The 23,755-nt window shown below is 37.7% G+C and carries 22 protein-coding genes, 1 pseudogene and 1 other annotated feature; of the genes and pseudogenes, 16 read left to right on the top strand and 7 right to left on the bottom strand.

Translation table 11 applies throughout. The features are described 5' to 3' along the window. Positions 1-85: 85 nt before the first annotated feature. Positions 86-895, bottom strand: coding sequence for a Cof-type HAD-IIB family hydrolase (locus H280_RS0104065; RefSeq protein WP_020059837.1), 810 nt, complete (start codon positions 893-895; stop codon positions 86-88). A gap of 394 nt (positions 896-1,289) precedes the next feature. On the opposite strand from H280_RS0104065, the gene H280_RS0104060 reads away from it, so the two are divergent. Both H280_RS0104060 and clpB read left to right on the top strand, forming a co-directional pair. Next, positions 1,290-1,469, top strand: coding sequence for a YjzC family protein (locus H280_RS0104060; RefSeq protein ID WP_020059836.1), 180 nt, complete (start codon positions 1,290-1,292; stop codon positions 1,467-1,469). 463 nt (positions 1,470-1,932) lie between these two features. Next, positions 1,933-4,539: an ATP-dependent chaperone ClpB gene (gene clpB, locus H280_RS0104055; protein WP_020059835.1), complete on the top strand. Its 2,607-nt coding sequence runs from the start codon at positions 1,933-1,935 to the stop codon at positions 4,537-4,539. A 31-nt stretch (positions 4,540-4,570) separates the two neighbouring features. Here the strand turns inward: clpB and H280_RS0104050 are convergent, their stop codons facing one another. Then, on the bottom strand, positions 4,571-4,756 hold the full coding sequence (locus tag H280_RS0104050) for a YjzD family protein (protein ID WP_020059834.1): 186 nt from the start codon (positions 4,754-4,756) through the stop codon (positions 4,571-4,573). A 156-nt stretch (positions 4,757-4,912) separates the two neighbouring features. Here H280_RS0104050 and H280_RS0104045 point away from each other — a divergent pair, with 156 nt between their 5' ends. From H280_RS0104045 to H280_RS0104035, 3 genes are read left to right on the top strand one after another with little or no spacing between them, the layout of a single operon-like run. After that, positions 4,913-5,644, top strand: a complete 732-nt coding sequence (locus H280_RS0104045; protein ID WP_020059833.1) for a hydrolase — start codon at positions 4,913-4,915, stop codon at positions 5,642-5,644. 48 nt (positions 5,645-5,692) lie between these two features. Further along, positions 5,693-6,553: an NAD-dependent epimerase/dehydratase family protein gene (locus H280_RS0104040; protein WP_020059832.1), complete on the top strand. Its 861-nt coding sequence runs from the start codon at positions 5,693-5,695 to the stop codon at positions 6,551-6,553. Positions 6,554-6,593: 40 nt separating this feature from the next. Beyond that, positions 6,594-6,773: a ComZ family protein gene (locus H280_RS0104035; protein WP_020059831.1), complete on the top strand. Its 180-nt coding sequence runs from the start codon at positions 6,594-6,596 to the stop codon at positions 6,771-6,773. 211 nt (positions 6,774-6,984) lie between these two features. Here the strand turns inward: H280_RS0104035 and H280_RS26910 are convergent. Further along, a pseudogene (locus H280_RS26910) lies at positions 6,985-7,145 on the bottom strand (hypothetical protein); the annotation flags it as partial. Positions 7,146-7,432: 287 nt separating this feature from the next. Between H280_RS26910 and H280_RS0104025 the strand changes: the two are divergent. From H280_RS0104025 to H280_RS0104010, 4 genes are all read left to right on the top strand, one after another. Then, a complete protein-coding gene (locus tag H280_RS0104025; protein ID WP_020059829.1) occupies positions 7,433-8,365 on the top strand; it encodes a beta-ketoacyl-ACP synthase III in 933 nt (310 codons plus the stop codon). A 28-nt stretch (positions 8,366-8,393) separates the two neighbouring features. Beyond that, positions 8,394-9,632, top strand: a complete 1,239-nt coding sequence (fabF, locus tag H280_RS0104020; protein WP_020059828.1) for a beta-ketoacyl-ACP synthase II — start codon at positions 8,394-8,396, stop codon at positions 9,630-9,632. 312 nt (positions 9,633-9,944) lie between these two features. Beyond that, positions 9,945-10,739, top strand: a complete 795-nt coding sequence (locus H280_RS0104015; protein ID WP_020059827.1) for a DUF2268 domain-containing protein — start codon at positions 9,945-9,947, stop codon at positions 10,737-10,739. 194 nt (positions 10,740-10,933) lie between these two features. Then, positions 10,934-11,680: a YjbA family protein gene (locus tag H280_RS0104010; protein ID WP_020059826.1), complete on the top strand. Its 747-nt coding sequence runs from the start codon at positions 10,934-10,936 to the stop codon at positions 11,678-11,680. A 651-nt stretch (positions 11,681-12,331) separates the two neighbouring features. Here H280_RS0104010 and trpS read toward each other — a convergent pair. Further along, positions 12,332-13,321: a tryptophan--tRNA ligase gene (trpS, locus tag H280_RS0104005; RefSeq protein ID WP_020059825.1), complete on the bottom strand. Its 990-nt coding sequence runs from the start codon at positions 13,319-13,321 to the stop codon at positions 12,332-12,334. A gap of 265 nt (positions 13,322-13,586) precedes the next feature. Next, positions 13,587-13,804, bottom strand: a binding site (T-box leader). Between the two features lie 49 nt (positions 13,805-13,853). Next, complete coding sequence (locus H280_RS0104000; protein ID WP_020059824.1) at positions 13,854-14,225, bottom strand: DUF3899 domain-containing protein; 372 nt, start codon at positions 14,223-14,225, stop codon at positions 13,854-13,856. Positions 14,226-14,642: 417 nt separating this feature from the next. Between H280_RS0104000 and opp3b the strand changes: the two genes are divergently transcribed. From opp3b to H280_RS0103975, 5 genes are all read left to right on the top strand, one after another. Further along, the gene (gene opp3b / locus H280_RS0103995; protein WP_020059823.1) at positions 14,643-15,572 is read left to right on the top strand and encodes an oligopeptide ABC transporter permease; all 930 of its coding nucleotides are present in this window, start codon (positions 14,643-14,645) and stop codon (positions 15,570-15,572) included. Beyond that, positions 15,569-16,585, top strand: coding sequence for an oligopeptide ABC transporter permease (gene opp3C / locus H280_RS0103990; protein WP_020059822.1), 1,017 nt, complete (start codon positions 15,569-15,571; stop codon positions 16,583-16,585). Before opp3b ends, opp3C begins: the two co-directional genes overlap by 4 nt. Before the next feature lie 20 nt (positions 16,586-16,605). Then, positions 16,606-17,649 carry an ABC transporter ATP-binding protein gene (locus tag H280_RS0103985; protein ID WP_020059821.1) on the top strand — a complete coding sequence of 348 codons (1,044 nt, stop codon included), beginning with the start codon at positions 16,606-16,608 and terminating at the stop codon, positions 17,647-17,649. Continuing rightward, positions 17,642-18,577 (top strand): ABC transporter ATP-binding protein, encoded by a 936-nt coding sequence (locus tag H280_RS0103980; protein ID WP_020059820.1) that lies wholly within the window; start codon positions 17,642-17,644, stop codon positions 18,575-18,577. Before H280_RS0103985 ends, H280_RS0103980 begins: the two co-directional genes overlap by 8 nt. Positions 18,578-18,901: 324 nt before the next feature. Further along, a complete protein-coding gene (locus H280_RS0103975; protein ID WP_020059819.1) occupies positions 18,902-20,542 on the top strand; it encodes a peptide ABC transporter substrate-binding protein in 1,641 nt (546 codons plus the stop codon). A gap of 42 nt (positions 20,543-20,584) precedes the next feature. Here the strand turns inward: H280_RS0103975 and H280_RS0103970 are convergent, their stop codons facing one another. After that, on the bottom strand, positions 20,585-20,788 hold the full coding sequence (locus H280_RS0103970) for a hypothetical protein (protein ID WP_020059818.1): 204 nt from the start codon (positions 20,786-20,788) through the stop codon (positions 20,585-20,587). A gap of 417 nt (positions 20,789-21,205) precedes the next feature. Here H280_RS0103970 and spx point away from each other — a divergent pair, with 417 nt between their 5' ends. Next, positions 21,206-21,601: a transcriptional regulator Spx gene (spx, locus tag H280_RS0103965; RefSeq protein WP_020059817.1), complete on the top strand. Its 396-nt coding sequence runs from the start codon at positions 21,206-21,208 to the stop codon at positions 21,599-21,601. A gap of 276 nt (positions 21,602-21,877) precedes the next feature. Here the strand turns inward: spx and H280_RS0103960 are convergent, their stop codons facing one another. Next, entirely contained in the window at positions 21,878-22,546 is a 669-nt protein-coding gene (locus H280_RS0103960) for a TerC family protein (RefSeq protein WP_020059816.1), read from the bottom strand. Positions 22,547-23,047: 501 nt separating this feature from the next. Between H280_RS0103960 and mecA the strand changes: the two genes are divergently transcribed. Beyond that, positions 23,048-23,719: an adaptor protein MecA gene (gene mecA / locus H280_RS0103950; protein ID WP_020059814.1), complete on the top strand. Its 672-nt coding sequence runs from the start codon at positions 23,048-23,050 to the stop codon at positions 23,717-23,719. The last annotated feature ends 36 nt before the right edge of the window (positions 23,720-23,755 follow it).

Here is a 23,755-nt window from a genome sequence, read left to right as displayed (position 1 = left end):
TTTTAGCAGAAAAGCATAGACACATTTGCTGTGTCTCCTATAGTATGTGCGCTTGACGTCAGACTATAAGTAGGGAATTTTCACCTTACAATCCAAGTGCTTCCTCTAAATAAAGGGCAATGCCGTCTTCTTCGTTTGATAATGTTATGTGATTTGCTAATGATTTTAATTCTGGAATGGCGTTCCCCATAGCGATTCCGTGCCCGGCAAATTCAATCATTTCAAAATCGTTATCTTCATCACCAAACGCGATGATACGTTCTTTTGGGATATTGTAGTAATTTGAAACTTTTTGGAGGCCTATTGCTTTATTTAACCCGCTTTTCACAATTTCAATAATTGGCCAAGGAGCTCCCCATTTCCGGTGATCAATTACTTCTGCATGCATATCTGTTAAATGTTGACGAATAAAATTTGATTTTGACTCATGTGCATCAATTAATAAGCAAGTTGGATGATCTTGTAAAATATTGAGTAAATCACCTGTGAAGATGTTCGGAGAGCCGAACTCGAAAATATGTTTTTTGTCTTCATCAAGTTGTTTCATATATACATCATCAATTACTTCTGCGTAAATATTTTCTACTCCAAATTCCATACATGTACGAACGATTTCTTGTGCAGTAGTAAGTTCAAGTGGAGAGTGGTGCATTCCCCATTTCGTATCAAGTGGATGATGGACGTATGCGCCGTTGAAATTTACAATCGGTGTATTTAAGCCAAGTTCTTTATAATATGCATGACTCGCACGAAATGGACGGCCCGTGGATATTACAACAATATGGCCTTGTTCTTTTGCTTTTGCAATGGTCTGCTTTGTACGAGCTGAAATTATTTTTTGATCTGTAAGTAAAGTACCATCTAAATCTAATGCAATTAAATGTTGTTTTTTCATGCGTCTCACACCTTTTATAAAAAGTTTTGTGTATATTCATCTTAATTCCTGCATGATTGTGTTGTCTACTATTTGTCAATGGAAACGAGAAAAGTCAAGTTTTTTTCTGAAAGTTCGAATAATGTTCCTTTCCTTTTGTATAATTTGTGAAAGGGGTTACAATGTTGGGATTATCGTGTTTATAATGAAAATGTAATCTTCTCGTATAAGTTGTTTGACTCTCCTTTGATACTGGTCTTTACGGCCAGTTTTTTTTGTTTCTACATATACTGATGTATCTCCTGCTAAAATGTGTAATTTCATTATATGAGCTTGGTTTCCTAAACATAACAGAAAAGGTTTTCTAAAATGGGACATACTAAAGATGTAATGATGGAATGGAAGGAGAATGGACATGGGACAAAGTCATCGATTCCGAGCTGGTCAAAAAGCACCTAATGATGGTATTTATGTTGAAATTGGTGAAACAGGAAGTATGGTTAAGGATCCAAAAATGGTAAAGCTTTCTGCTGGAGATAAATTTCCAGAAGTTACAAATCAAAATAGACAATGGACATATAAAAGAAGACCATAAGAAATCCCGCAGTTATAAGCTGCGGGATTTCTTATGATGAATAAATTGAAAAAAGTAACTACTCATTTGCTTTATGAAAAAAAGGCAGAAAAGCATTTTTTAAAATGGCCAGGGAGAGACTGGTGATGCATAGGAGCGGTCAGGGCCTTTTCCTGCTCTGTTTGTATGACAGCATTCTATATGTCAAAAAATGAATTTATCCCGCATTAACTAGCAGTAAAGATAAGGAACACACAGGAAAGATAACTGCCAGTAAAAGCCCGATTGGTTCAACTAACCACCAGTGAGAAAATCGTCACTGGTGGAAGTTTCATTTTATAAGTAATAGAGAGACACATCTTCACTAGAATCATACCCTTTTCTAAATTTCTAAAAGGTCTTCATTGTTGAATAAAATAGGTGCTTTGTCGTATAATCAAATCAAAGGTCAAAAAAAGTCAAACTATAGAGGAGTTGTGGCGTGATGGACTTAAATCGAATGACGACAAAAACACAAGAAGCGATTATGGGTGCACAATCAATTGCTACTAAGCATCATCATCAAGATATTGATATTGTACATCTTTTAGCCGCGCTTCTTCAGCAACAAGATGGATTAGCAATTCGTATTTTTCAAAAGATGAATGTAAATATAGATCAGTTCGTGCAAGCGGTAGAACGATTGCTGAAGCGAAAGCCAGCAGTTACAGGAGGAGGCGCAGAAGTAGGGAAAGTTTATATTACAAGTGCACTTCAAGGGCTGCTTGTAAGAGCTGAAGAAGAAGCGAAGTATTTGCAAGATGACTACATTTCAGTGGAACATATTCTTCTTGCATTATGTGATGAAAAGAAAACAAATGATATACGTGAATTATTTACGTCGCTTCGTATTACGAAAGAAGCGTTATTACAAGCATTAACAGAAGTTCGGGGGAATCAAAGAGTGACGAGTCAAAATCCAGAAGTAACATACGAAGCTTTAGAGAAATATGGTCGTGATTTAGTAGCGGAAGTGAGACAAGGAAAAATCGATCCAGTCATTGGACGTGATAGTGAAATTAGACGCGTAATTCGCATTTTATCGCGTAAAACAAAAAATAATCCTGTATTAATTGGTGAACCCGGTGTTGGGAAAACGGCGATCGTTGAGGGATTAGCACAGCGTATTGTTCGTAAAGATGTACCAGAAGGGTTAAAAGATAAAACGATTTTTGCGCTCGATATGAGCGCGCTTGTTGCAGGAGCGAAATTCCGCGGTGAATTTGAAGAACGTCTGCAAGCGGTCTTAAATGAAATTAAAAAAAGTGAAGGAAAGATTTTATTATTTATCGACGAGCTGCATACAATTGTTGGTGCAGGTAAAACAGAGGGGGCAATGGATGCCGGAAATATGTTAAAACCAATGTTAGCACGCGGAGAGCTGCATTGCATCGGGGCGACAACACTTAATGAATATCGCAAATATATTGAAAAAGATCCGGCATTAGAGCGTCGTTTCCAACAAGTATTAGCGGAAGAGCCGACAGTTGAGGATACGATTTCTATTTTGCGCGGTTTAAAAGAACGATTTGAAATTTACCATAGTGTGAATATACATGATCGTGCTCTTGTTGCAGCTGCAACGTTATCAGATCGCTATATTTCTGATCGTTTCTTACCGGATAAAGCAATCGATCTAGTTGATGAAGCATGTGCAACGATTCGGACAGAAATTGATTCGCTGCCAACAGAGCTAGACGAAATAACACGTCGTATTATGCAGCTAGAAATTGAAGAGGCCGCGCTAAGTAAAGAAACAGACCAGGCAAGTAGGGAACGCCTGCAAACATTGCAGCGTGAGTTGTCGGATTTAAAAGAAAAAGCGAGTGGAATGCGGGCGCAGTGGCAAAAAGAGAAAGAAGAAATTCATAAAGTGCGCGATTTACGTGAAAGTTTAGAGCGTTTGCGAAGAGAGCTAGAAGAAGCGGAAGGAAATTACGATTTAAATAAAGCAGCAGAGCTTCGTCACGGCAAAATTCCAGCTGTAGAAAAAGAATTGAAAGAAGCAGAAGAAGCAAGTGCGAATAAACAGCAAGATAACCGTCTTCTTCGTGAAGAAGTAAGTGAAGAAGAAATTGCGAATATTGTATCGCGCTGGACTGGTATTCCGATTGCAAAGCTCGTAGAAGGAGAACGTGAGAAGCTGCTTCGTTTAGAGCAAATTTTATCTGAGCGTGTCATCGGACAAGAAGAAGCGGTCGGCCTTGTGTCGGATGCAGTATTACGTGCTCGTGCGGGAATTAAAGATCCGAATCGTCCGATTGGTTCGTTTATTTTCTTAGGACCAACAGGTGTTGGGAAAACGGAACTTGCGAAAACATTGGCACAGTCATTATTTGATAGCGAAGAACAAATCATTCGAATTGATATGTCTGAGTACATGGAAAAGCATGCCGTATCTCGTTTAATCGGAGCACCTCCTGGGTATGTCGGATATGAAGAAGGCGGACAATTAACAGAAGCTGTGCGCCGTAAACCGTATTCTGTCATTTTATTAGATGAAATTGAAAAAGCGCATCCGGAAGTGTTTAATATTTTACTGCAAATGTTAGATGATGGTCGTATTACAGATTCACAAGGACGTACAGTTGATTTTAAAAATACAGTGATCATTATGACGTCCAATATCGGATCACAATATTTATTAGAAGGATTAGGAGAAGATGGTTCTATTCAAGAAGAAGCAAGAAACCTTGTAATGGGACAACTTCGCGGTCACTTCCGCCCAGAGTTTTTAAATCGAGTGGACGAAATTATTCTCTTTAAACCACTTACAACAAATGAGATAAAAGGTATTGTTGATAAAATTGTGAAAGAGTTGCAACATCGTTTAGCAGATCGTCATATTACAGTGGAACTTACAGATGCTGCAAAAGAGTTTGTTGTAGAGTCTGGGTTTGATCCAATGTACGGTGCACGTCCGTTAAAACGCTACGTACAGCGTCAAATTGAAACGAAGTTAGCGCGTGCGCTCATTGCAGGCACGATTACAGATCATAGTCATGTATTGATTGAGGCATCAAATAACGAGTTAATTGTCAAAGTTCAATAAAAAAGAGTCCGGGTATCCGGACTCTTTTTTATTAATGCTGCTGTGCAGGTTCGTTTGGAATTAAAGCTCCAAGTGCGATTACAAGTACAGTAATAACTACAGAAAAAATAGACGCTTGCCCAAAATCGTATGTAACGCCTGGCGTCATCGCGCTAATTACGTAGCTCATCATTTGTACAAGCAAGAACGACCAGAAAAAGGCCCAAAATACACGCATCTTTTTACACCTCTATTCGTTCAGTTTGTCTTTATTGTATCATAACTCGAAAAAGAATATAGAAAAAATATTTGTCGTTTTTGCAAAGCAAATTGCTCTTCGTATCATACATTATAAAAGAGTATATTTGATGTTGTCATATAAGGCGGGAGAAGCATGAGGATTACGGAACGTTTTTTCTTTTTAGAACAAGAGCCATGTGTAATTCATTTACCAGAAAAGCCGAATGGATTTGGAATATTATTATTAGGTGACTACAATTACTTCATTGAGAATGGTACAAGTTTATGGCTGCAACATGCCGGGCGCTTACAATTTTTAAACGAATTGCGCAAGAATGGTTATACAGTTTTTTCTTCTAATTTATACGGGAGACATTGGGGGAATGAACAGGCGGTTCGTTTAGCGAAGCGGTTGTATCATGTCGTCATGAAAAAGGAGATTTTAAACGAAAAAATTCATATTATAGCAGAAGGAATGGGTGCGCTTGTTGCCATGGACATGATGGCGCAATATCCTGAATGTGTGCGCTCTGTCCTTATGTTTAACCCGTGCCTTCATTTACCGGCACACGTTGAAATTGAAAAAGAGCACAAATTTTTTTATAAGCGATTACTTCGTGAACTGATGCAAGCATATGATGCAACTGAATCGGAATTAGAACGAAAAATTGAAAAGAAAGCATTTCCGTATTTAGTATCATCCGTTCCAGTGAAAATATTTGTATCTGCTCAAGAAAAAAAAGAACGAAAACAGTTGCTCCGGGAATATGAAAAGAAACGTTTACAAGAGAATTGTCCGACTTCATTATCCTTTCATATACAAGATGTAAAATATAAAATGGCGCAAAATACATGTCAGTTTTTTAAGTGGTATGAAGATTTATAAGGCTCCTGTACATAAGGAGCTTTTTATCTATGCGGGGAGGAAGAACAAATGAAACGAGTCATTGTTGTTGGGGCGTTAACATTTATAGGTTATCATCTTGTGCAGAAGTTCCTTGAAGAAGAGATTGAAGTGTATGCGTTTGATTTTGATGAAATGAATAATGTTTCTAAAATAAATGAAGAAAAACTATATTTAATTGGTCGCAATGCATTGTTTAAGTATTTTTCGCTGCGGGATAATGATGGATGGGAAGTTTTGGAGGAAATAGATATTGATGCGGCATACTTTTGTTTATGTGAGCCAAATCAGCAAAAGAATTTTCGAAATGAACGTACCATATTGCAATATGTAAAGCGCTTTGAGAGTTATTGCAAACGAAAAGAAATAAAATTCGTTATTTTATCTTCTGTAGAAGTGAATCATACTTGTAGTCGCAATGAAAATCGTATGCTTTTTTCAAAAATTGAACGAGAAGTACAAAAAGGAGACGCGGATTACTGTATACTACGTGTTCCGGTAGTATATGGACCGTGGCAACCGTCATTTATGGCATATCACCATATCATTCTAGCTCAGTTACAACAACAAACGATTTCTCTTAGGGTAGAAGAATGTACATGTGACCTTTTATATGTCGAAGATGTTGCGAACTATTTATATATGATCGGTCAAAGGAAAATGGAAATGAAAATATATTCTCTTTGCAGTGAAGAGAAAAATCGCTGGCAAAAAGGAATTGAACTATTACAGAAAACAGGTGCTTTTCAAATAGAGGAGAAAGAGTGCGTAACAGGTGAGGAAGAAAAAATAGTTGTTCCAAGTAAGTTTTCTTTAGAACAGGGGATGGGGCGTCAAATTTCTCACATAAAACAATATCGGGAGTTATACGAAACAAGTAACACATGGTAAACTGAAAATGAAAGTTTTGATGTGGAAAGGATGAAGAAACATGAACGAAAAAAATATGCAGTTTTTACAAATCGCAATGAAACACTTACCGGAAGCGAAAGCAATTTTAGATGATCACGGCGTAGCATTGGATATGGCGAAAGCACAGCCTGTATTGGAGTTATTAATGAAGGTTATGGGCGAAGCATATGAACTTGGGAAAGCAGATGCAAAAGAGTAAAATAAATACGAATTGAAAAACCGCTTTCTTTTTAGGGTGGGCGAGAGCATCTGGCCGTGCGTAGAAGCGGTCAGGGCTTTTTCTGCCACGTGCGAGGTTAAAGCAACAGGAGAACGCAAGTAGTTGTCATGTTATTTTCTGCATAGCAGTGACTTAATGGTTGGAAGTGTATAAAAAGAGACCTTTCCGTTTTAAAGAGGTCTCGCTTTTTTTATTCCGCTACTTTATTTTTGCGTTTGAACTTACTTATTACTTCGTACACAATTGGTACGATTAATAATGTTAATAGTGTAGAGCTTGTTAATCTGCCGATTACTGTGACGCCAAGACCTTTTGAGATAAGGAGCTTCCTTCAAAGCCTAATGCAAGTGGATGCGATCACTGTCATTAAAACGTATATTAGTAGATCGAATAGAGAATGATGAATTATTGGTAACTTTAGATGTATTAGAGGCAGAACTGAAGATGAATAAGCCGATAGTACTAGTTATTCAGGGAATGTTGTCCAATTTGAAATTGTATCCAGAATTCTGTGATTTGCGGGAAAGGCTTGCCATGTACTATAAAATAACAAATTAATAATATATAGACAAAAGGAAACTTATCATTTAAAATTAGTACCAAGTCATAATAATTGATATAAACCGGAGGGTTGCAATGTGAATGTAGGCATTTTAGGGATCGGGAGATATGTGCCAGAAAAAGTTGTCACAAATCACGACTTGGAAAAAATAATGGATACATCTGATGAATGGATTCGAACAAGAACAGGAATTGAAGAAAGACGAATTGCTGATGATACAATAGATACTTCATATATGGCCGCGGAAGCTGCAAAAAAAGCACTTGAAGACGCAGGAATTAGCGGAGAAGAAATTGATCTTATTTTAGTTGCAACAGTAACGCCAGATCGTTCGTTTCCGGCGGTTGCTTGCGAAGTTCAAGAACAAATTGGAGCAAAGCATGCAGCAGCGATGGATTTAGGTGCTGCTTGTGCTGGTTTTATGTACGGAATGATTACCGCACAACAATTTATTCAAACTGGAGCTTATAAAAATATATTAGTAATTGGTAGCGATAAGTTATCCAAAATTGTAGACTGGAATGACCGAAATACGGCAGTTTTATTTGGAGATGGAGCAGGTGCTGTCGTTATGGGAGCTGTTTCAGAAGGAAAAGGTATTCTTTCGTTTGAATTAGGTGCAGATGGAAGTGGTGGTAAACACCTTTATCGTGATGAATATGTTATGATGAATGGCAGAGAAGTCTTTAAGTTTGCTGTTCGTCAACTTGGTGATTCGTGTCTTCGCGTTATAGAAAAAGCGGGTCTTACGAAAGAAGATGTGGACTTTTTAGTGCCTCATCAAGCGAATATTCGTATTATGGAATCAGCGAGGGAACGGCTAAATTTACCGCAAGAAAAAATGAGTACGACAATTTCCAAGTTTGGGAATACGTCAGCTTCTTCAATTCCGATTGCTATGGTAGAAGAATTGCAAAATGGACGTATTCAAGATGGGGATCTCATCATATTAGTTGGTTTTGGCGGCGGATTAACATGGGGAGCAGTTGCTCTTCGTTGGGGTAAATAAGGACTGAGAGAAAAGGAGTGTATGTTGTATGAAAAAAAAGCGTGTTGTAATTACAGGATTAGGAGCAGTTACTCCAGTAGGAACGAATGTAGAAGCTGCTTGGGAAAATATTAAAAATGGTGTATCTGGAATCGGACGTCTTACACGCTTAGATGCAGATCAGTTTCCGGTGAAAGTGGCTGCGGAAATTAATGACTTTGAAGTTGAAAAATATATTGATAAAAAAGAAGCGCGTCGTATGGACCGCTTTACACAATATGCAGTAGCAGCAGCAAAAATGGCTGTAGAAGATGCAAAGCTAGAAATTACTGAAGAAAACGGACCGCGCATTGGTGTGTGGATTGGATCCGGAATCGGTGGTATGGAAACATATGAAGAGCAGTTTAAAATCTTTAATGAAAAAGGCCCACGCCGCGTTAGTCCATTTTTGGTACCAATGATGATTCCTGATATGGCTGCAGGTCAAGTGTCCATTGCATTAGGTGCAAAAGGGATTAATACATGTACAGTGACAGCTTGTGCATCAGGTGCACATTCTATTGGTGATGCATATAAAGTTATTGAGCGCGGAGATGCAGATGCGATGATTGCAGGCGGAGCGGAAGCACCGTTAACAAATTTGGCGGTTGCCGGATTTTGTTCAGCTAAAGCATTAACATTTAATGAAGATCCAGCAACTGCTTGCCGTCCGTTCGATAAAAATCGAAGTGGATTCGTAATGGGAGAAGGAGCAGGAATTCTCGTATTAGAAGAATTAGAGCATGCATTAGCGCGCGGTGCACACATTTATGCTGAAATTGTTGGATACGGAGCAACAGGTGATGCATTCCATATTACACTTCCAGCTCCTGGCGGTGAAGGCGGCGTACGTGCAATGCGTCAAGCGTTAGAAGAAGCGGGTCTTCAGCCAGAAGATATCGATTACATTAATGCGCACGGTACAAGTACGGAAGCGAATGAAAGATATGAAACGATGGCAATTAAAGAAGTATTTGGTGAGCATGCATATAAAGTAGCGGTAAGCTCAACAAAATCAATGACAGGACATTTATTAGGTGCAGCTGGTGCGGTAGAAGCGATTATATCTGTGAAAACAATTACAGATGGCGTTGTTCCGCCAACAATTAACTATGAAACACCAGACCCAGAGTGCGATTTAGATTGTGTGCCAAATCAAGCAAGACAACAAAAAGTACGTGCTGTATTAAGTAACTCATTGGGGTTTGGTGGTCATAACGCAGCGTTAGTATTTAAAGAATATAAATAAATACAAATTGAAAAAACCTTCTTTTTAGGTGATCGAGAGCATCTAGCCGTGCGTAGAAGCAAAGAGAGAAAACGAGTGTAGATTACTTTTTGTTTTGCGTGGCAGCGATTTGTATGCTCAAAAACAAAGTGGATTTATATAATAGAAATTCCATTGAATATATAGAATTTGAAAGGAAGATAATCGTCTGTACAGTAGATGGTTATCTTCTTTTTTATGGCCTATTTCAATGATTTTGATGGAAATATGAACTTTTTTTATGCTTTCTTTCGTTTTGTTGCATATGTATGGAACAAAAGGAGAGTGGGAGAGATGGGAGTGGTTCAAACAGCAGAGTGGATGCGTACGCATTATCAAGAGCCGGAAAAAATTTGCGAGAAGTTTACAAAGTATATTCCGCTCCAGAAAGAAACGTTGTATCGATTTCTTGTGTCAAAAGGAATGTTTCGGCCGGTAGCAGGTGGTGAGAAAGAGATAGACATATTGCAAAAAGAACGAGTATGGGAGCGATTGGCGGTAGAATATAAAAAGCTTCAGGAATGGTTAGAGGGGCCTAATATACCGGTATTTATCTTGTTATCAGATCCGTATAATCGAACTGTTCAGCGAGAATATAACGGAAAAGCGGGATTGGCAATGCGAAATGCTTTGTTTTTATTTGTAAATTCCCAAAGTTCGATTGCTGAGCTAAAGGCATTGCTTACTCATGAATATCATCATATATGTCGGATTCATGCAAATGAAAGGAGAGAAGAAGCGTATACCATCTTGGATACAATGGTGATGGAAGGATTAGCAGAACATGCGGTGTTTGAACGGCATGGAGAGAGCTACTATGCGCCGTGGGTGTCTTATTACGAGAAAGAAGAAGCAATTATGTTCTGGCGCCGATTTATACAAGATAAGCAGGAGATAGAACGAGGGACGCGCGAGCACGATATATTGCTAAACGGACGAGGATTATTCTATCCGAAAATGCTTGGGTATGCTGTGGGATTTCATATTGTAAAAGATTGCGTAGAGCATAAGAAGTGGAACACAACTTCTTTATTAGGCATGGATGCGAAAGCTATTTTAGAAGAGGCGTTGTCTTTTTCTCCCGTATAAAACTCCACCTCAATATTCCAAGAGAAGCGAAGTGTTATTGATGGACGAGGAAGAAAAATTCCACTGTATAAGCATGAAAGATAGAGGATGATGAAGAAATTAATTAAGAAGAATATATTTCCTCTCTTGGAATAAATTTTACGAAAGATGACCATAATGAGATTTACAAACAGTTGTGAAGTGAGGGGTAAGCAATGTTATATCTGCATGATGTATGGGTAAATTGGTTTGAAGGTGAAGAAAACGGGTATAACGTCTGTCATTTCTATGAATGGCGGAAGGATGATACGATCGAATTGTTAGATCAAGTACCATTAGTAAAAGTAGATTCCACATTATATCATTACATCGAGAACGAATTGCTAGAACTTCCGCGAAAACTATTGGAAGACGTACATCATAAGGCGTATATTCGAAAGAACCATGAACGGCTGCAGCAGGAATATTGTTTTGTTGTATCAGACGGAAAAGGAATTATTGCGGTTGATACAATTGGATACAACATTCCAATCCGAAAAAGCAGATTGATTCCAAGACAAGAGCAAATGGTGTATGAAATGGTAGAAAGTGTGCAAGCAGAAACATATGATTTTGAAGGGGAATCACCGCAAAAGGAACATCATATTTTATCACCTTCCCCGCATATGATGAATGGGTTAACACGGAAAGAACGACAATTAAAACAACTGCTCTTTATGGCACTAGATCAGCTACATACAACGAAAAATCCAGCAGAAATTCGCTATTGGTATACAGAATGGGATCCAGCAGCATATTCAGCTGTGCAACATCTACCATTTGAAGAAGTATGGAACCGTTTATTTGAAGAATCGAAGCACGGCTGGTCAGATAAACACGAACAGCTCTGTGAGCGACTTGTAAGAGGACAACCGTTCTTTGAAAAGTTGTGGGAAATGGAAAATGAGCAAAAGGTAAATTAAAAGGAATGATCCAAAAGGCACGTATGGCCTTTGGATCATTCCTTTTTGTGTGCCCACTTAAGATATCGGCGGAAGTAATGCGTTTATCGGCGATTCGACACGAAATAAAGATTCTTCGGTAAAATCCGTCATACGAGTGAGCAAGCCGCTTCCTCATTTCGGTATGTCCAGCTCCAGCGGCTCGGATGGTCGGTGGCTTCGCACCTTCCTGCGGGGTAAAAAGCACCTCTCAGTCGGGAGCTCCAACGCCCTGCGATTCTGAGCGAGCCGCTTCCTCATTTCGGTATGTCCAGCTCCAGCGGCTAGAATCTGCGGTCGTTTCGCTCCCTCGGTCGAGGTAAAAAGCACCTCTCAGTCGGGAGCTCCAACGCCCTGCGATTCTGAACGAGCCGCTTCTGCATTTCGGTATGTCCAGCTCCAGCGGCTAGAATCTCCGGTCGTTTCGCCCCCTCGGTCGAGGTGAAAAGCACCTCTCAGTCGGGAGCTCCAACGCCCTGCGATTCTGAGCGAGCCGCTTCCGCTTTTCGATATGTCCAGCTCCAGCGGCTAGAATCTCCGGTCGTTTCGCCCCCTCGGTCGAGGTAAAAAGCACCTCTCAGTCGGGAGCTCCAACGCCCTGCGATTCTGAGCGAGCCGCTTCCGCTTTTCGTGCTATCTTCGTTTTCTGCTCAATCCCATTGCGTTTTCGATTTTACGTAGTTGTTTCATAGCGACGCGGTTTGCTTTTTCAGCCCCTTGATCAAGGATTTCGTCTAATTCAGGAGAGTTAATCAGTTCATTATATTTTTCTTGAATTGGACGGATTGCTTCTACAACAACTTGCGCTAAGTCGCCTTTAAAGTCGCCGTATCCTTTACCTTCGTATTCAGCTTCTAATTCTTCTACTGTTTTCCCTGAGAAAGAAGAGTAGATTGTTAATAAGTTTGAAACACCTGGTTTATTTTCTTTATTGAATTTTACGATGCCGTCTGAATCGGTTACAGCACTTTTAATTTTCTTTTCAATCGTTTTTGGATCGTCAAGTAAACTAATCATCGATTTTGGATTTGGATCAGATTTACTCATTTTTTTCGTCGGCTCTGTTAATGACATAACGCGTGCGCCTACTTTTGGAATGCGAACTTCTGGAATTGTAAACACTTCGCGATAACGCTTGTTAAAACGCTCTGCTAAGTCGCGCGTTAATTCCATATGTTGTTTTTGGTCCTCTCCAACTGGAACAATCTCTGTATTGTATAGTAAAATGTCTGCTGCCATTAATGGCGGGTATGTTAATAAAGCAGCTGGAACAGATTCTCTGCCTTTTGCTTTATCTTTATACTGCGTCATACGTTCTAATTCACCGACATACGCAGTACATTGCATAATCCATCCAAGCTGAGCGTGTGCTGGAACTTCTGATTGTACAAATAGTGTAGATTTCTCTGGATCGATGCCGCATGCTAAGTATAATGCTGCGAGACTACGAATATTTTTACGAAGCTGTACTTGGTCCTGCGGTACAGTAATCGCATGTTGGTTTACGATGCAGAAATAGCAATCGTGTTCATTTTGCAGTTCTGTAAACTGCTTCATTGCTCCTAAATAGTTCCCAAGTGTAATTGTTCCGCTTGGCTGAATGCCTGAAAAAATAACTGACATATCATTTCCTCCTTGAAAAGGTGTATTGTTTTTTATATTTCCGCATAGAATCCTAACGTTTGATGGTTTTGAGCGGGGGACTTGTGCGATTCTGAGCAAGCCGCTTGCGCTTTTCGGTATGTCTAGCTCCAGCGGCTAGAATCTCCGGTCGTTTCGCCCCCTCGGTCGAGGTAAAGAGCACCTCTCTGCCGGGAGCTCCAACGCCCTGCGATTCTGAGCAAGCCGCTTGCGCTTTTCCAATACAAAAAGCCCATTCATCCCTAAAAATAGGGACGAATGGACCGCGGTACCACCCTAATTATTTTGCCAAAGGCAAAATCTCTTTATCCATTGTAACGTTGGATGTGACGCCAAAGCCTACTCCTGTAACGTTTCGGTTTGGTGCTCAAAAGTCCATTCCATATTGTGCAATTACTTGTTCTCACCAACCACAAGCTCTCTGAAAATGCCTCAATATGTACTCTTCTTTCTCATTGCATACGTATAAATTTTTTGTACCATTATAACATACAATAAATCGTTTGCAAATTTTTCAAACAGCAAAACTCATAATGCTTGAAAAAGCCGCTAATATGATACCGGTAATTAAGACAGGGTATGTCCATGTAAAAGAATACGTTCTATATAATATTTCTTTCGGATCGCGTTCTTCTTCTCCCTCAATTAAAGATTCAATCTTTTTATTCGATCGACCTAATTTTTTAAAAGCATATATTGTTACATTGAAAAAACCTCGTTGAAATAGAAATACAAAGCCTCCGATAATAATGAAGAGTAAAGCAATATAAAACATCATATTGACAAAATTTAATAAAAAAGAATTAGAAAATATAACAGCATATGCGCCAGAAATCGCAATTGTGCTCCCTGTTAGTATACTAATACGTGAAAAAAATGTATTCAAATGCTTCCCCTCCGTAAAAAAATTACTAGAATTATTATACTATAAAAGTTATAATGTGTACTATAAAGAATTTTTAGAAAAAATATATAATTGCGCATTTTCCTTTAATGAGATAACTTCAATGTTAAGTCATGTCTTTACAAAGTATATACAAAATACACTGTAAATTAAAAATTTTAACAAAAAAATAAAAAATTATATTCACAATTGACTCATTATATGTATAATGAAAATTGTAGAAACTTGGAGATTATTCTTTTAATACTAGTTTTTTACAAATGGTAGTAATAATGCAGTTTATTCCATCGTTTTCAAGGGTATATGCCTATGATGGGCGTATGCTCTTATTTTTAAAGATAATAGTAAGAATATTTTAAACTATCTTATTGCTTTTGAAAAAATGGGGAGGTGCTATTTATGGGACGTTATACATTGCAACGTTTCGCGTACATGGTCATTACATTATTTTTAATCACAACTTTAACATTCTTTTTAATGAAGTTGTTACCAGGTTCTCCGCTTAAAAATCAGGAGAAATTATCACCTGCACAAAAAGAAATCATTTTGGAAAAATACGGATTAAACGATCCGCTACCAGTGCAATATGTTCACTACATGAAAAATTTAGCTAAAGGGGACTTAGGGGTATCATTCCAATATGATAACCGCCCAGTAACAGAGATGATTGTTGGCCGCATTGGTCCATCTGCACAATTAGGTTTTCAAGCCATTGTTTTAGGTACTATTATTGGATTATTACTAGGTATTGTTGCAGCGCTTCGTACGAATACATGGGCTGATTACGGGGCAACGTTCATTTCGGTACTCGGAATGTCTGTACCGGGATTCGTTTTTGCAGCACTATTACAATATTATGTAGCAGTAAAAGCGGGATGGTTGCCGGTAGCGTTTTGGAAAGGTTTTGAATATACAATTCTTCCAACAATTGCATTGGCGGTATCTGTAGTGGCTACAATAGCTCGTTTTGCACGTACCGAATTAATAGAAGTCATGCAAGCAGAATACATTTTAACAGCAAAAGCAAAAGGGCTTAGTCAAGGTGTAATTATTGTGAAACATGCACTGCGAAATGCGCTTATTCCAATCATTACAATTTTAGGGCCAATGGTTGCAGCTTTAATGACAGGAACACTTGTTGTTGAGCAAGTATTTGCTGTACCAGGTTTAGGGGAACAGTTCGTTAAGTCTATTCCAGTGAACGATTATACAGTTATTATGGGGACAACGATGTTCTATAGTGCGCTATTCATTCTTGTTATCTTTATTGTTGATATCTTATACGGCGTAGTTGATCCTCGTATTCGTTTAGCGGGAGGGAAAAAATGATGAAAGATGTGCAAAAAATATCTCCAGATTTATTTCAACCAGCAAATCGTAGTAGTACAGATAATGAAGTTATTGCCCGTCCGAGTATAAAATTTTGGGAAGATGTAAGAAGAAGACTGTTTCAACATAAGGGTGCGGTCTTTGGAATGGTTATTTTAGCTCTCATTGTTCTGTTGGCAATTTTCGGTCCGATGATGAGTAAATATTCTTATAAAGATCAAGATTTAAACCGTGCAAAAATACCGCCGAAAGTACCGGTTTTAGAGAATATTCACTGGTTGCCTTTTGATGGTGTAGACCAATATGGTGTAGATCAGTATGAGAAACGCGATATTAAAGATTATTTCTGGTTTGGTACAGATGATCTTGGCCGTGATATTTGGACAAGAACGTGGGAAGGAACCCGAGTATCTTTATATATCGCAATATTAGCAGCGGTAATTGATTTAATTATTGGGGTTGCATATGGTGGGATTTCCGCATTCTACGGAGGCCGCGTTGATAACTTCATGCAACGTTTCGTTGAAGTATTAAATGGTATTCCGTACTTAATTGTCGTAATTTTAATGGTAATTGTAATGGATCCTGGTATTCTATCAATTACACTTGCGATGACTCTTACAGGATGGATTGGAATGTCACGTGTTGTACGTGGACAAGTGTTGAAAATGAAAGATCAAGAGTATGTGTTAGCATCACGTACACTTGGAGCAACAAATACACAATTAATTGTAAAGCATTTAGTGCCAAACTTAATGGGATCTATCATTGTTATGACAATGTTTACAATTCCACATGCAGTATTTGGAGAAGCTTTCTTAAGTTTCATCGGTCTTGGAATTCAGCCGCCGTTAGCATCATTAGGTTCTTTAGTAAGTGACGGGTATAAGTCAATTCAAACATATCCGCATATGATGTTTATTCCAGCAGCTGTAATCAGTATGTTAATTTTAGCATTAAACTTATTAGCAGATGGTTTACGTGATGCATTAGATCCAAAAATGCGTAAATAAAGGAGAAAGGAGAGGGAATGATGAAAACTTTGTTAGAAGTAAAAGATTTACAAGTTTCGTTCGACACACATGTTGGTGAAGTACAAGCGGTACGCGGAGTTACTTTTGATTTGAAAAAGGGAGAAACGCTAGCAATTGTGGGGGAGTCTGGTTCGGGGAAATCTGTTACGTCTAAAGCGCTAATGGACTTGATTCCAAAGCCGCCAGGTCGTATTAAAGACGGAGAAATTATTTTTGACGGCCGTGATTTAACGAAGTTGTCTGAAAAAGAAATGCAACAAATTCGTGGAAAAGAGATTGCGATGATTTTCCAAGATCCAATGACGTCTTTAAATCCAACAATGACAATTGGCAATCAAATTATGGAAGGTCTTATTAAACATCAAGGAATGAATAAGGCTGATGCGCGTAAAGTAGCGTTAGAGCTGATCGACCTTGTAGGAATTCCAAATCCGGAAGCACGCCTAAAACAATATCCGCACCAATTTTCAGGTGGGATGAGACAACGTGTTGTTATTGCGATGGCACTTGCTTGTAATCCGAAATTATTAATTGCCGATGAGCCGACAACTGCGCTTGACGTAACAATTCAAGCACAAATTTTAGAGTTGATGAAAGACATTCAGCAAAAAACAGAAGCGGCTATTATTTTTATCACGCATGATTTAGGTGTTGTTGCCAATGTGGCAGACCGCGTAGCTGTTATGTATGCAGGGAAAGTTGTAGAGATTGGAACGGTTGATGAAATTTTCTATAATCCAAAGCATCCGTATACGTGGGGATTGTTGGCGTCTATGCCAAGTTTAGAAGGCGAGGAAGAAGAATTATATGCGATTCCAGGAACGCCGCCAGACTTATTAAATCCGCCAAAAGGTGATGCATTCGCAGCGCGTAATCCACAGGCATTAAAAATCGACTTTGAAATGGAACCACCTTTCTTCAAAGTAAGTGATACGCATTATGCAGCAACATGGCTGCTTCATGAACAAGCTCCAAAAGTGGAGCCGCCTGAAATTGTCCAAAGACGTATTCGACAAATGAAAGCGGGTGAACAGCATGACTAATAATCGTGAAAAATTAATTGAAGTAAAAAATGTAAAACAATATTTTAACGTGAACGGCGGAGTTGTAAAAGCGATTGATGATGTTACGTTCGATATTTTCCGCGGAGAAACATTCGGACTTGTAGGAGAGTCAGGTTCTGGTAAATCGACAACGGGAAGAACAATCATTCGTTTATATGATGCGACGGCAGGAGAAGTATTATTTGATGGGGAAAATGTACACGGTAAAAAATCACGTGCTGAACTAAAGAAATTTAATCGTAAAATGCAAATGATTTTCCAAGATCCATATGCATCATTAAATCCGCGTATGAGCGTTGGAGATATTATTGCAGAAGGAATTGATATTCATGGTCTTGCTAAAAACAAAGAAGATCGTATGAAGCGTGTGTATGAATTGCTTGAAACGGTTGGTTTAAACCGTGAGCATGCAAGTCGTTTCCCGCATGAATTCTCTGGTGGTCAACGTCAGCGTATTGGAATTGCACGGGCGTTAGCGGTAGAGCCGGACTTTATTATTGCCGATGAGCCGATTTCAGCACTTGACGTGTCAATTCAGGCGCAAGTCGTTAACTTATTGAAAAAGTTACAAAAAGAAAAAGGTTTAACATACTTATTTATTGCCCATGATTTATCGATGGTAAAATATATTAGTGACCGCATCGGTGTTATGTATCACGGGAAAATCGTGGAACTTGCAACGAGTGAAGAGTTATACGAGCATCCAATTCATCCGTATACAAAATCACTACTATCAGCAATTCCGCTTCCAGATCCAGATTATGAGCGCAATCGTAAACGTATCGTGTACGATTCGTCTCAGCATCAATATGGGAATGAAGAGCCGCAAATGCGCGAAGTTCGCCCAGGGCATTTCGTGCTTTGCTCAGAAGCTGAGTATAAAAAATATAAAGAAATTTATCAATAAGAGTAACCGAGCGCATGGACAATGTGCTCGGTTTTTCATTTTTTTTAGAATAATTAAAAATAAAGCATTTTGCACAAAACATATATCATAAAAATCTTCTAATTATATTCAGATAATTTAAATAAATTAAAAAATAACAATAATCAGTATATATATTGACCTTAAACGAAAAAGAAGGAATAAAATGTTAACAGAAAATTTTCATAAAATAGAAAAATAAATATACAAATAATCAATTTGTATGTATAATATGAATTGTTAGAACTTATTTACTTTTTATTATTTTCGATAAAAGGTCTAACATTTTGGAGGAGGGTATAATATATGAAGAAAAAAGTGCCGGTGCTACTTGCATCAACATTGACAGTAAGCATGATTCTAGGGGGATGCGGATATTCAAAAGATGATTCGCAAGCGAAAGCAAAAGGGGACACAAGTAATGCGAAGCAGGTAATCAACATGATTGAAACATCTGAGCTTCCAACGATGGATACAACATTAACAACAGATGCAGCATCTTCAAGCGTAATGAACAATGCAATGGAAGGATTATATCGTCTTGGAAAAGATCAAAAATTAGTCTCAGGTGTTGCCGAGTCGTATGAAAAATCAACAGATGGAAAGAAATATACATTTAAATTACGTAAAGATGCAAAATGGTCAAATGGGGAACCTGTAACAGCGAAAGATTTTGTGTATTCTTGGCAACGAGCAGTAAATCCAGATACAGCTGCAAAATCTGCTTACATTATGTTTGATGTGAAGAATGCAGAGAAGATTAATATGAAACAATTGCCGGCAGACCAATTGGGTGTCAAAGCAGTTGATGATTATACATTCGAAGTAGAATTAGACAATCCGGTTCCGTATTTTGTGAATTTAACAGTATATCCGCTGTTCTTCCCACTTAATGAAAAATTCGTAAAAGAACAAGGGCAAAAGCATGGACTAGAAGCAAATACAACATTATATAATGGTCCATTTGTATTAAGTGAATGGAAGCATGAGCAAAACTTCCAATTAAAGAAAAATCCATCTTATTGGGATAATAAAAAAGTTAAATTAGAGGAAATCAACTATAATATCGTAAAAGAGATAGGAACAGCGGTAAATTTATATGAAACAAAAGCAGCTGACCGTGTTCTTTTATCGGCAGAATTTGTAGATAAATATAGAAAAGATGGCGGTTTCAAAACGACAAGTGATCCAACAGTATTCTTCTTACGTTTAAATCAAAAGAATCCAGCTTTAGCAAATAAAAATATTCGTAAAGCGATTTCTCTAGGGTTTGAACGCAACGGTATGATCAATACAATGTTGAATAACGGTTCAAAAGCAGCTGGCGGCTTAGTTCCAGAAGACTTTGTTAAGAATGCTGACGGGAAAGATTTCCGTAAAGAAAATGGAAATCTTGTAAAAGTGGATCTGAAAGAGGCGAAAAAGTATTGGGAAGCTGGTAAAAAAGAGCTTGGAAAAGACACAATTGAATTAACGTTATTAAACTCTGATACAGAATTAGCGAAGAAAATTAGTGAGTTTTTAAAAGGTGAATTAGAAAAGAATTTACCAGGCTTAAAACTAAATGTGAAAGTACAACCTTTTGCACAAGTGTTAAAGTTAGAGAGCAGCGGTGATTATGATATCTCCTACAGCGGTTGGGGACCAGACTACCCGGATGCAATGACATTCCTTGATTTATTTGTAACAAACGGTGCGCAAAATAAAATGGGCTATTCAAATGCTCAGTATGATGAACTGATTACAAAGGCTAAGAAAGAAGGATCTGATGTAAAAGGACGTTGGAATAATCTTTCGAAAGCAGAAAAAATCTTATTCGATGAAGCGGCGATTGCACCAATCTATCAACGTGGAAGAGCATTTTTACAGCGCGAAACAATAAACGATCTTTACATCAATAAATATGGTCCAGAGCTAAGCTTTAAGTGGACTTCTGTAGGAAAATAAAATGTACCAAAAAAGAAGCAGGATTCGAGTCCTGCTTCTTTTTTAATACGTATTTTTTTTATAAATTCCTTTACCGCCAACTTGATTCCAACCAGTTTGCACTTTAGCAGATTTATTTACGAATTTCATCTTGTCTTTGCGGCCAAACAATTTTTCGCCAATCCCATTTGTAATAATCCCAATAGTTGCGGTGATCCCAATGACTAATGCTGCAACGATTACAAAATCAAGAAAAAAAGCTCCCATATGTAATCCTCCTTTGCATAAGTATATTTCTATTGTATGTTGAAAAAGACAAAAAAAAAAGAATTGTTCGATAAAAAGGTTGTGTTTGTAAAATTTGTATAGACAGCGGGAAAGTAGTTTGTTAAAATAAATTAAGAACAAATGTTCCCTCGTTTGATTGTATACATATTTTTCTTACAAAACACACATCTTTTACGTAACTTTTATGTATATTATGAAGAAAAATTAGTATATATTTCTGTTCGTTTCTATTGTATAATGATTTATAGAAGTTACTTATTTAAAATAATTATTTTTTTAGAGAAGTTCGTTATGTTTAGATAAGTAATTATAAGTTATACAAAATTTGTTTGAGTATAATTATCAAAATGTGAAATAGTACAGAGTTTGTACTTTTATAAGGAGAGTGAGTAATGTATGGTAACACTATATAGTTCTCCAAGTTGTACGTCTTGTAGAAAAGCGAAATTATGGCTAGAGGAAAACCATATTCCTTATACAGAACGTAATATTTTCTCTGATCCATTATCGATTGAGGAAATTAAAGAGATTTTACGTATGACGGAAAGCGGAACAGATGAGATTATTTCAACTCGTTCTAAAGTTTTTCAAGAATTAAATATTAATTTAGAATCTTTACCTCTTCAAGATTTATATAAGCTTATTCGTGATTACCCAGGTATTCTTCGTCGTCCTATTATCATTGATGAAAAACGCCTGCAAGTTGGTTATAACGAAGATGAAATTCGTCGTTTCTTACCACGAACAGTGAGAACGTTCCAATTGCGAGAAGCACAGCGCCTTGTAAATTAATATAATATGACAAAGGAACTAATTCCCACTCCTGCTTTAGCGAGAATGTGCGAATCAGTTCCTTTTCGTTTTTTCAACGCTATAAGTTGGTGCTATGAAAAAACAGCATACCCGCTACTTGCTTTCTCCTTTTGTTTTAAATCATGCCCGTGGCAGAAAAAGGCCCTGACCGCTGCTATGCATGGCCAGATACTCTCGCCCCCCTACAAAGAAAGCTGTTTTTCTTTGTATTTATAGCAGACATCTAACATCTGCTCATAATTAACGATAAATAGTTCAAGTATTCCGCAGTTTTACTTGGTTTACAACAATCCCAACTAGTAGCACTGTAATCATAAAAAGAAAAGGAATGCTTGCTGTGAAAATTGGTTTTGTCTCGAAAAATGATTGAAGATTTTCTTCATGCATTACCATGCGACCTGCTGTGTAAGCTAAGATGGCAGCACCGATATAAACGAGAAAAGGGAATTTTTCCATGCATATTAAAATAAGTTTACTTCCCCAAATAATAATAGGAATAGAAATGAGTAATCCGATAATAACTAATGTAATATTTCCATGAGAAGCTCCTGCGATTGCCAGTACATTATCAAATCCCATAACAAGATCTGCAAAAACGATTGTTCGTACAGCTTGGAATAATGTTGTTTTTGCCTTAATACTAGAAAGATTATGACTGTTATCTGTAAGAAGATTAATTGCAATGAAAGTAAGTAAAATGCCGCCTACTAATTGTAAAAAGGGAATATTAAGCAAGTAAACAGCCATTACTGTGAGTAGGATACGTAATATGATGGCTAAACCAGTTCCTAAAATAATTGCTTTATTTCGTTCTGCTTCTGATAAGTTTCGACTAGCGAGTGCAATGACAATGGCGTTATCGCCGCCTAATACAACATCGATACCAACGATGATAAAGATGGATGTGAGAAAGTCTAAATCCATTCAATTTGCCTCCATTTACTCAGTCCCAATAGGAAGAAAAATCATCTATCAGGAGCGGATTTATTTTCATTTGCGTCATATGTAAGAGAAGGAGTTGCTTTATGTATCGTAAGCTTGTTTCGTTTACATCATATGCAGGAAAAAAGAATATAGGACAATCATTTCCAGCGAAAGCATGTCCAATATTTTTTCTGAAATAAGAAGAGGGGAATCTCATTTAATTTTTCAACGAGTTGCTACTATGAAGACAATATACGTCCTGCCCGCTCCTATGCATGGCCAGAAGCGCTCGCATAACTAAAAAAAGGCGGTTTTTTCAATTTGTACGTATATATTGAATGAGAAATTAGGTAAATGACTGTTTTTTTGGCAAATAAGGTGATTTTATTTCCATTCTGGCGCATCTTATCATAAAATGAGAGTACAAGATTCTAACTTTCTTTGTAATATGATTGGGGAGTCCCTTCATAACCATTCCAAATAGGAAGGGAGAGGTGCATTATGGATATTGAAAGAGTTAATGATCATACGATGAAATTTTATATCTCGTACATTGATATAGAAGACCGCGGATTTAATCGTGAAGACATTTGGTATAATCGCGATAAAAGTGAACAATTATTTTGGGAAATGATGGATGAAGTGCGTGACCATGATGACTTTTTTATAGATGGGCCGCTTTGGATTCAAGTGCAGGCGCTTGAAAAGGGGATTGAGGTACTTGTAACGAAAGCGCAGCTTTCGAAAGACGGACAAAAATTAGAATTACCAATTGGCCTTGATAAGATAATCGATATTCCTTTAGATGAACGAATTGAATCGTTATTTGAGCAGGAATTAGAAGAAGAAGCAGGAGCTATCTTTAACGAAGATGGTACATTTGGTTTTTTAATTAAATTTGACGACTTTGAGCATGTGATTTCATTAAGTCATCGACTTATATTTGAAGAGATAAAAGATGAATTATATTCATTTGAAGACCGCTATTATGTATATGTCGAGTTTGATGAGGTAGTGCACGATGAAGAGGAGATTGACCGTGTTTTAAGCGTGATTTTAGAATATGGAGAGGAATCCGCTTTAACAATTCACCGTGTTCGTGAATATGGAAAGCAAGTTGTTGCTGAAAGGGCACTTGAAACAATTCGTCATCATTTTTCTTCTGGAATGTAGGCCGATTTCCTTATAATGAAATCGGCTTTTTAAATG

The organism is Bacillus sp. 123MFChir2 (genome assembly GCF_000383235.1).
In the GTDB taxonomy this organism is placed as follows: Bacteria; Bacillota; Bacilli; order Bacillales; family Bacillaceae_G; genus Bacillus_A.
This window is presented reverse-complemented; position numbering and strand designations above follow the sequence as displayed.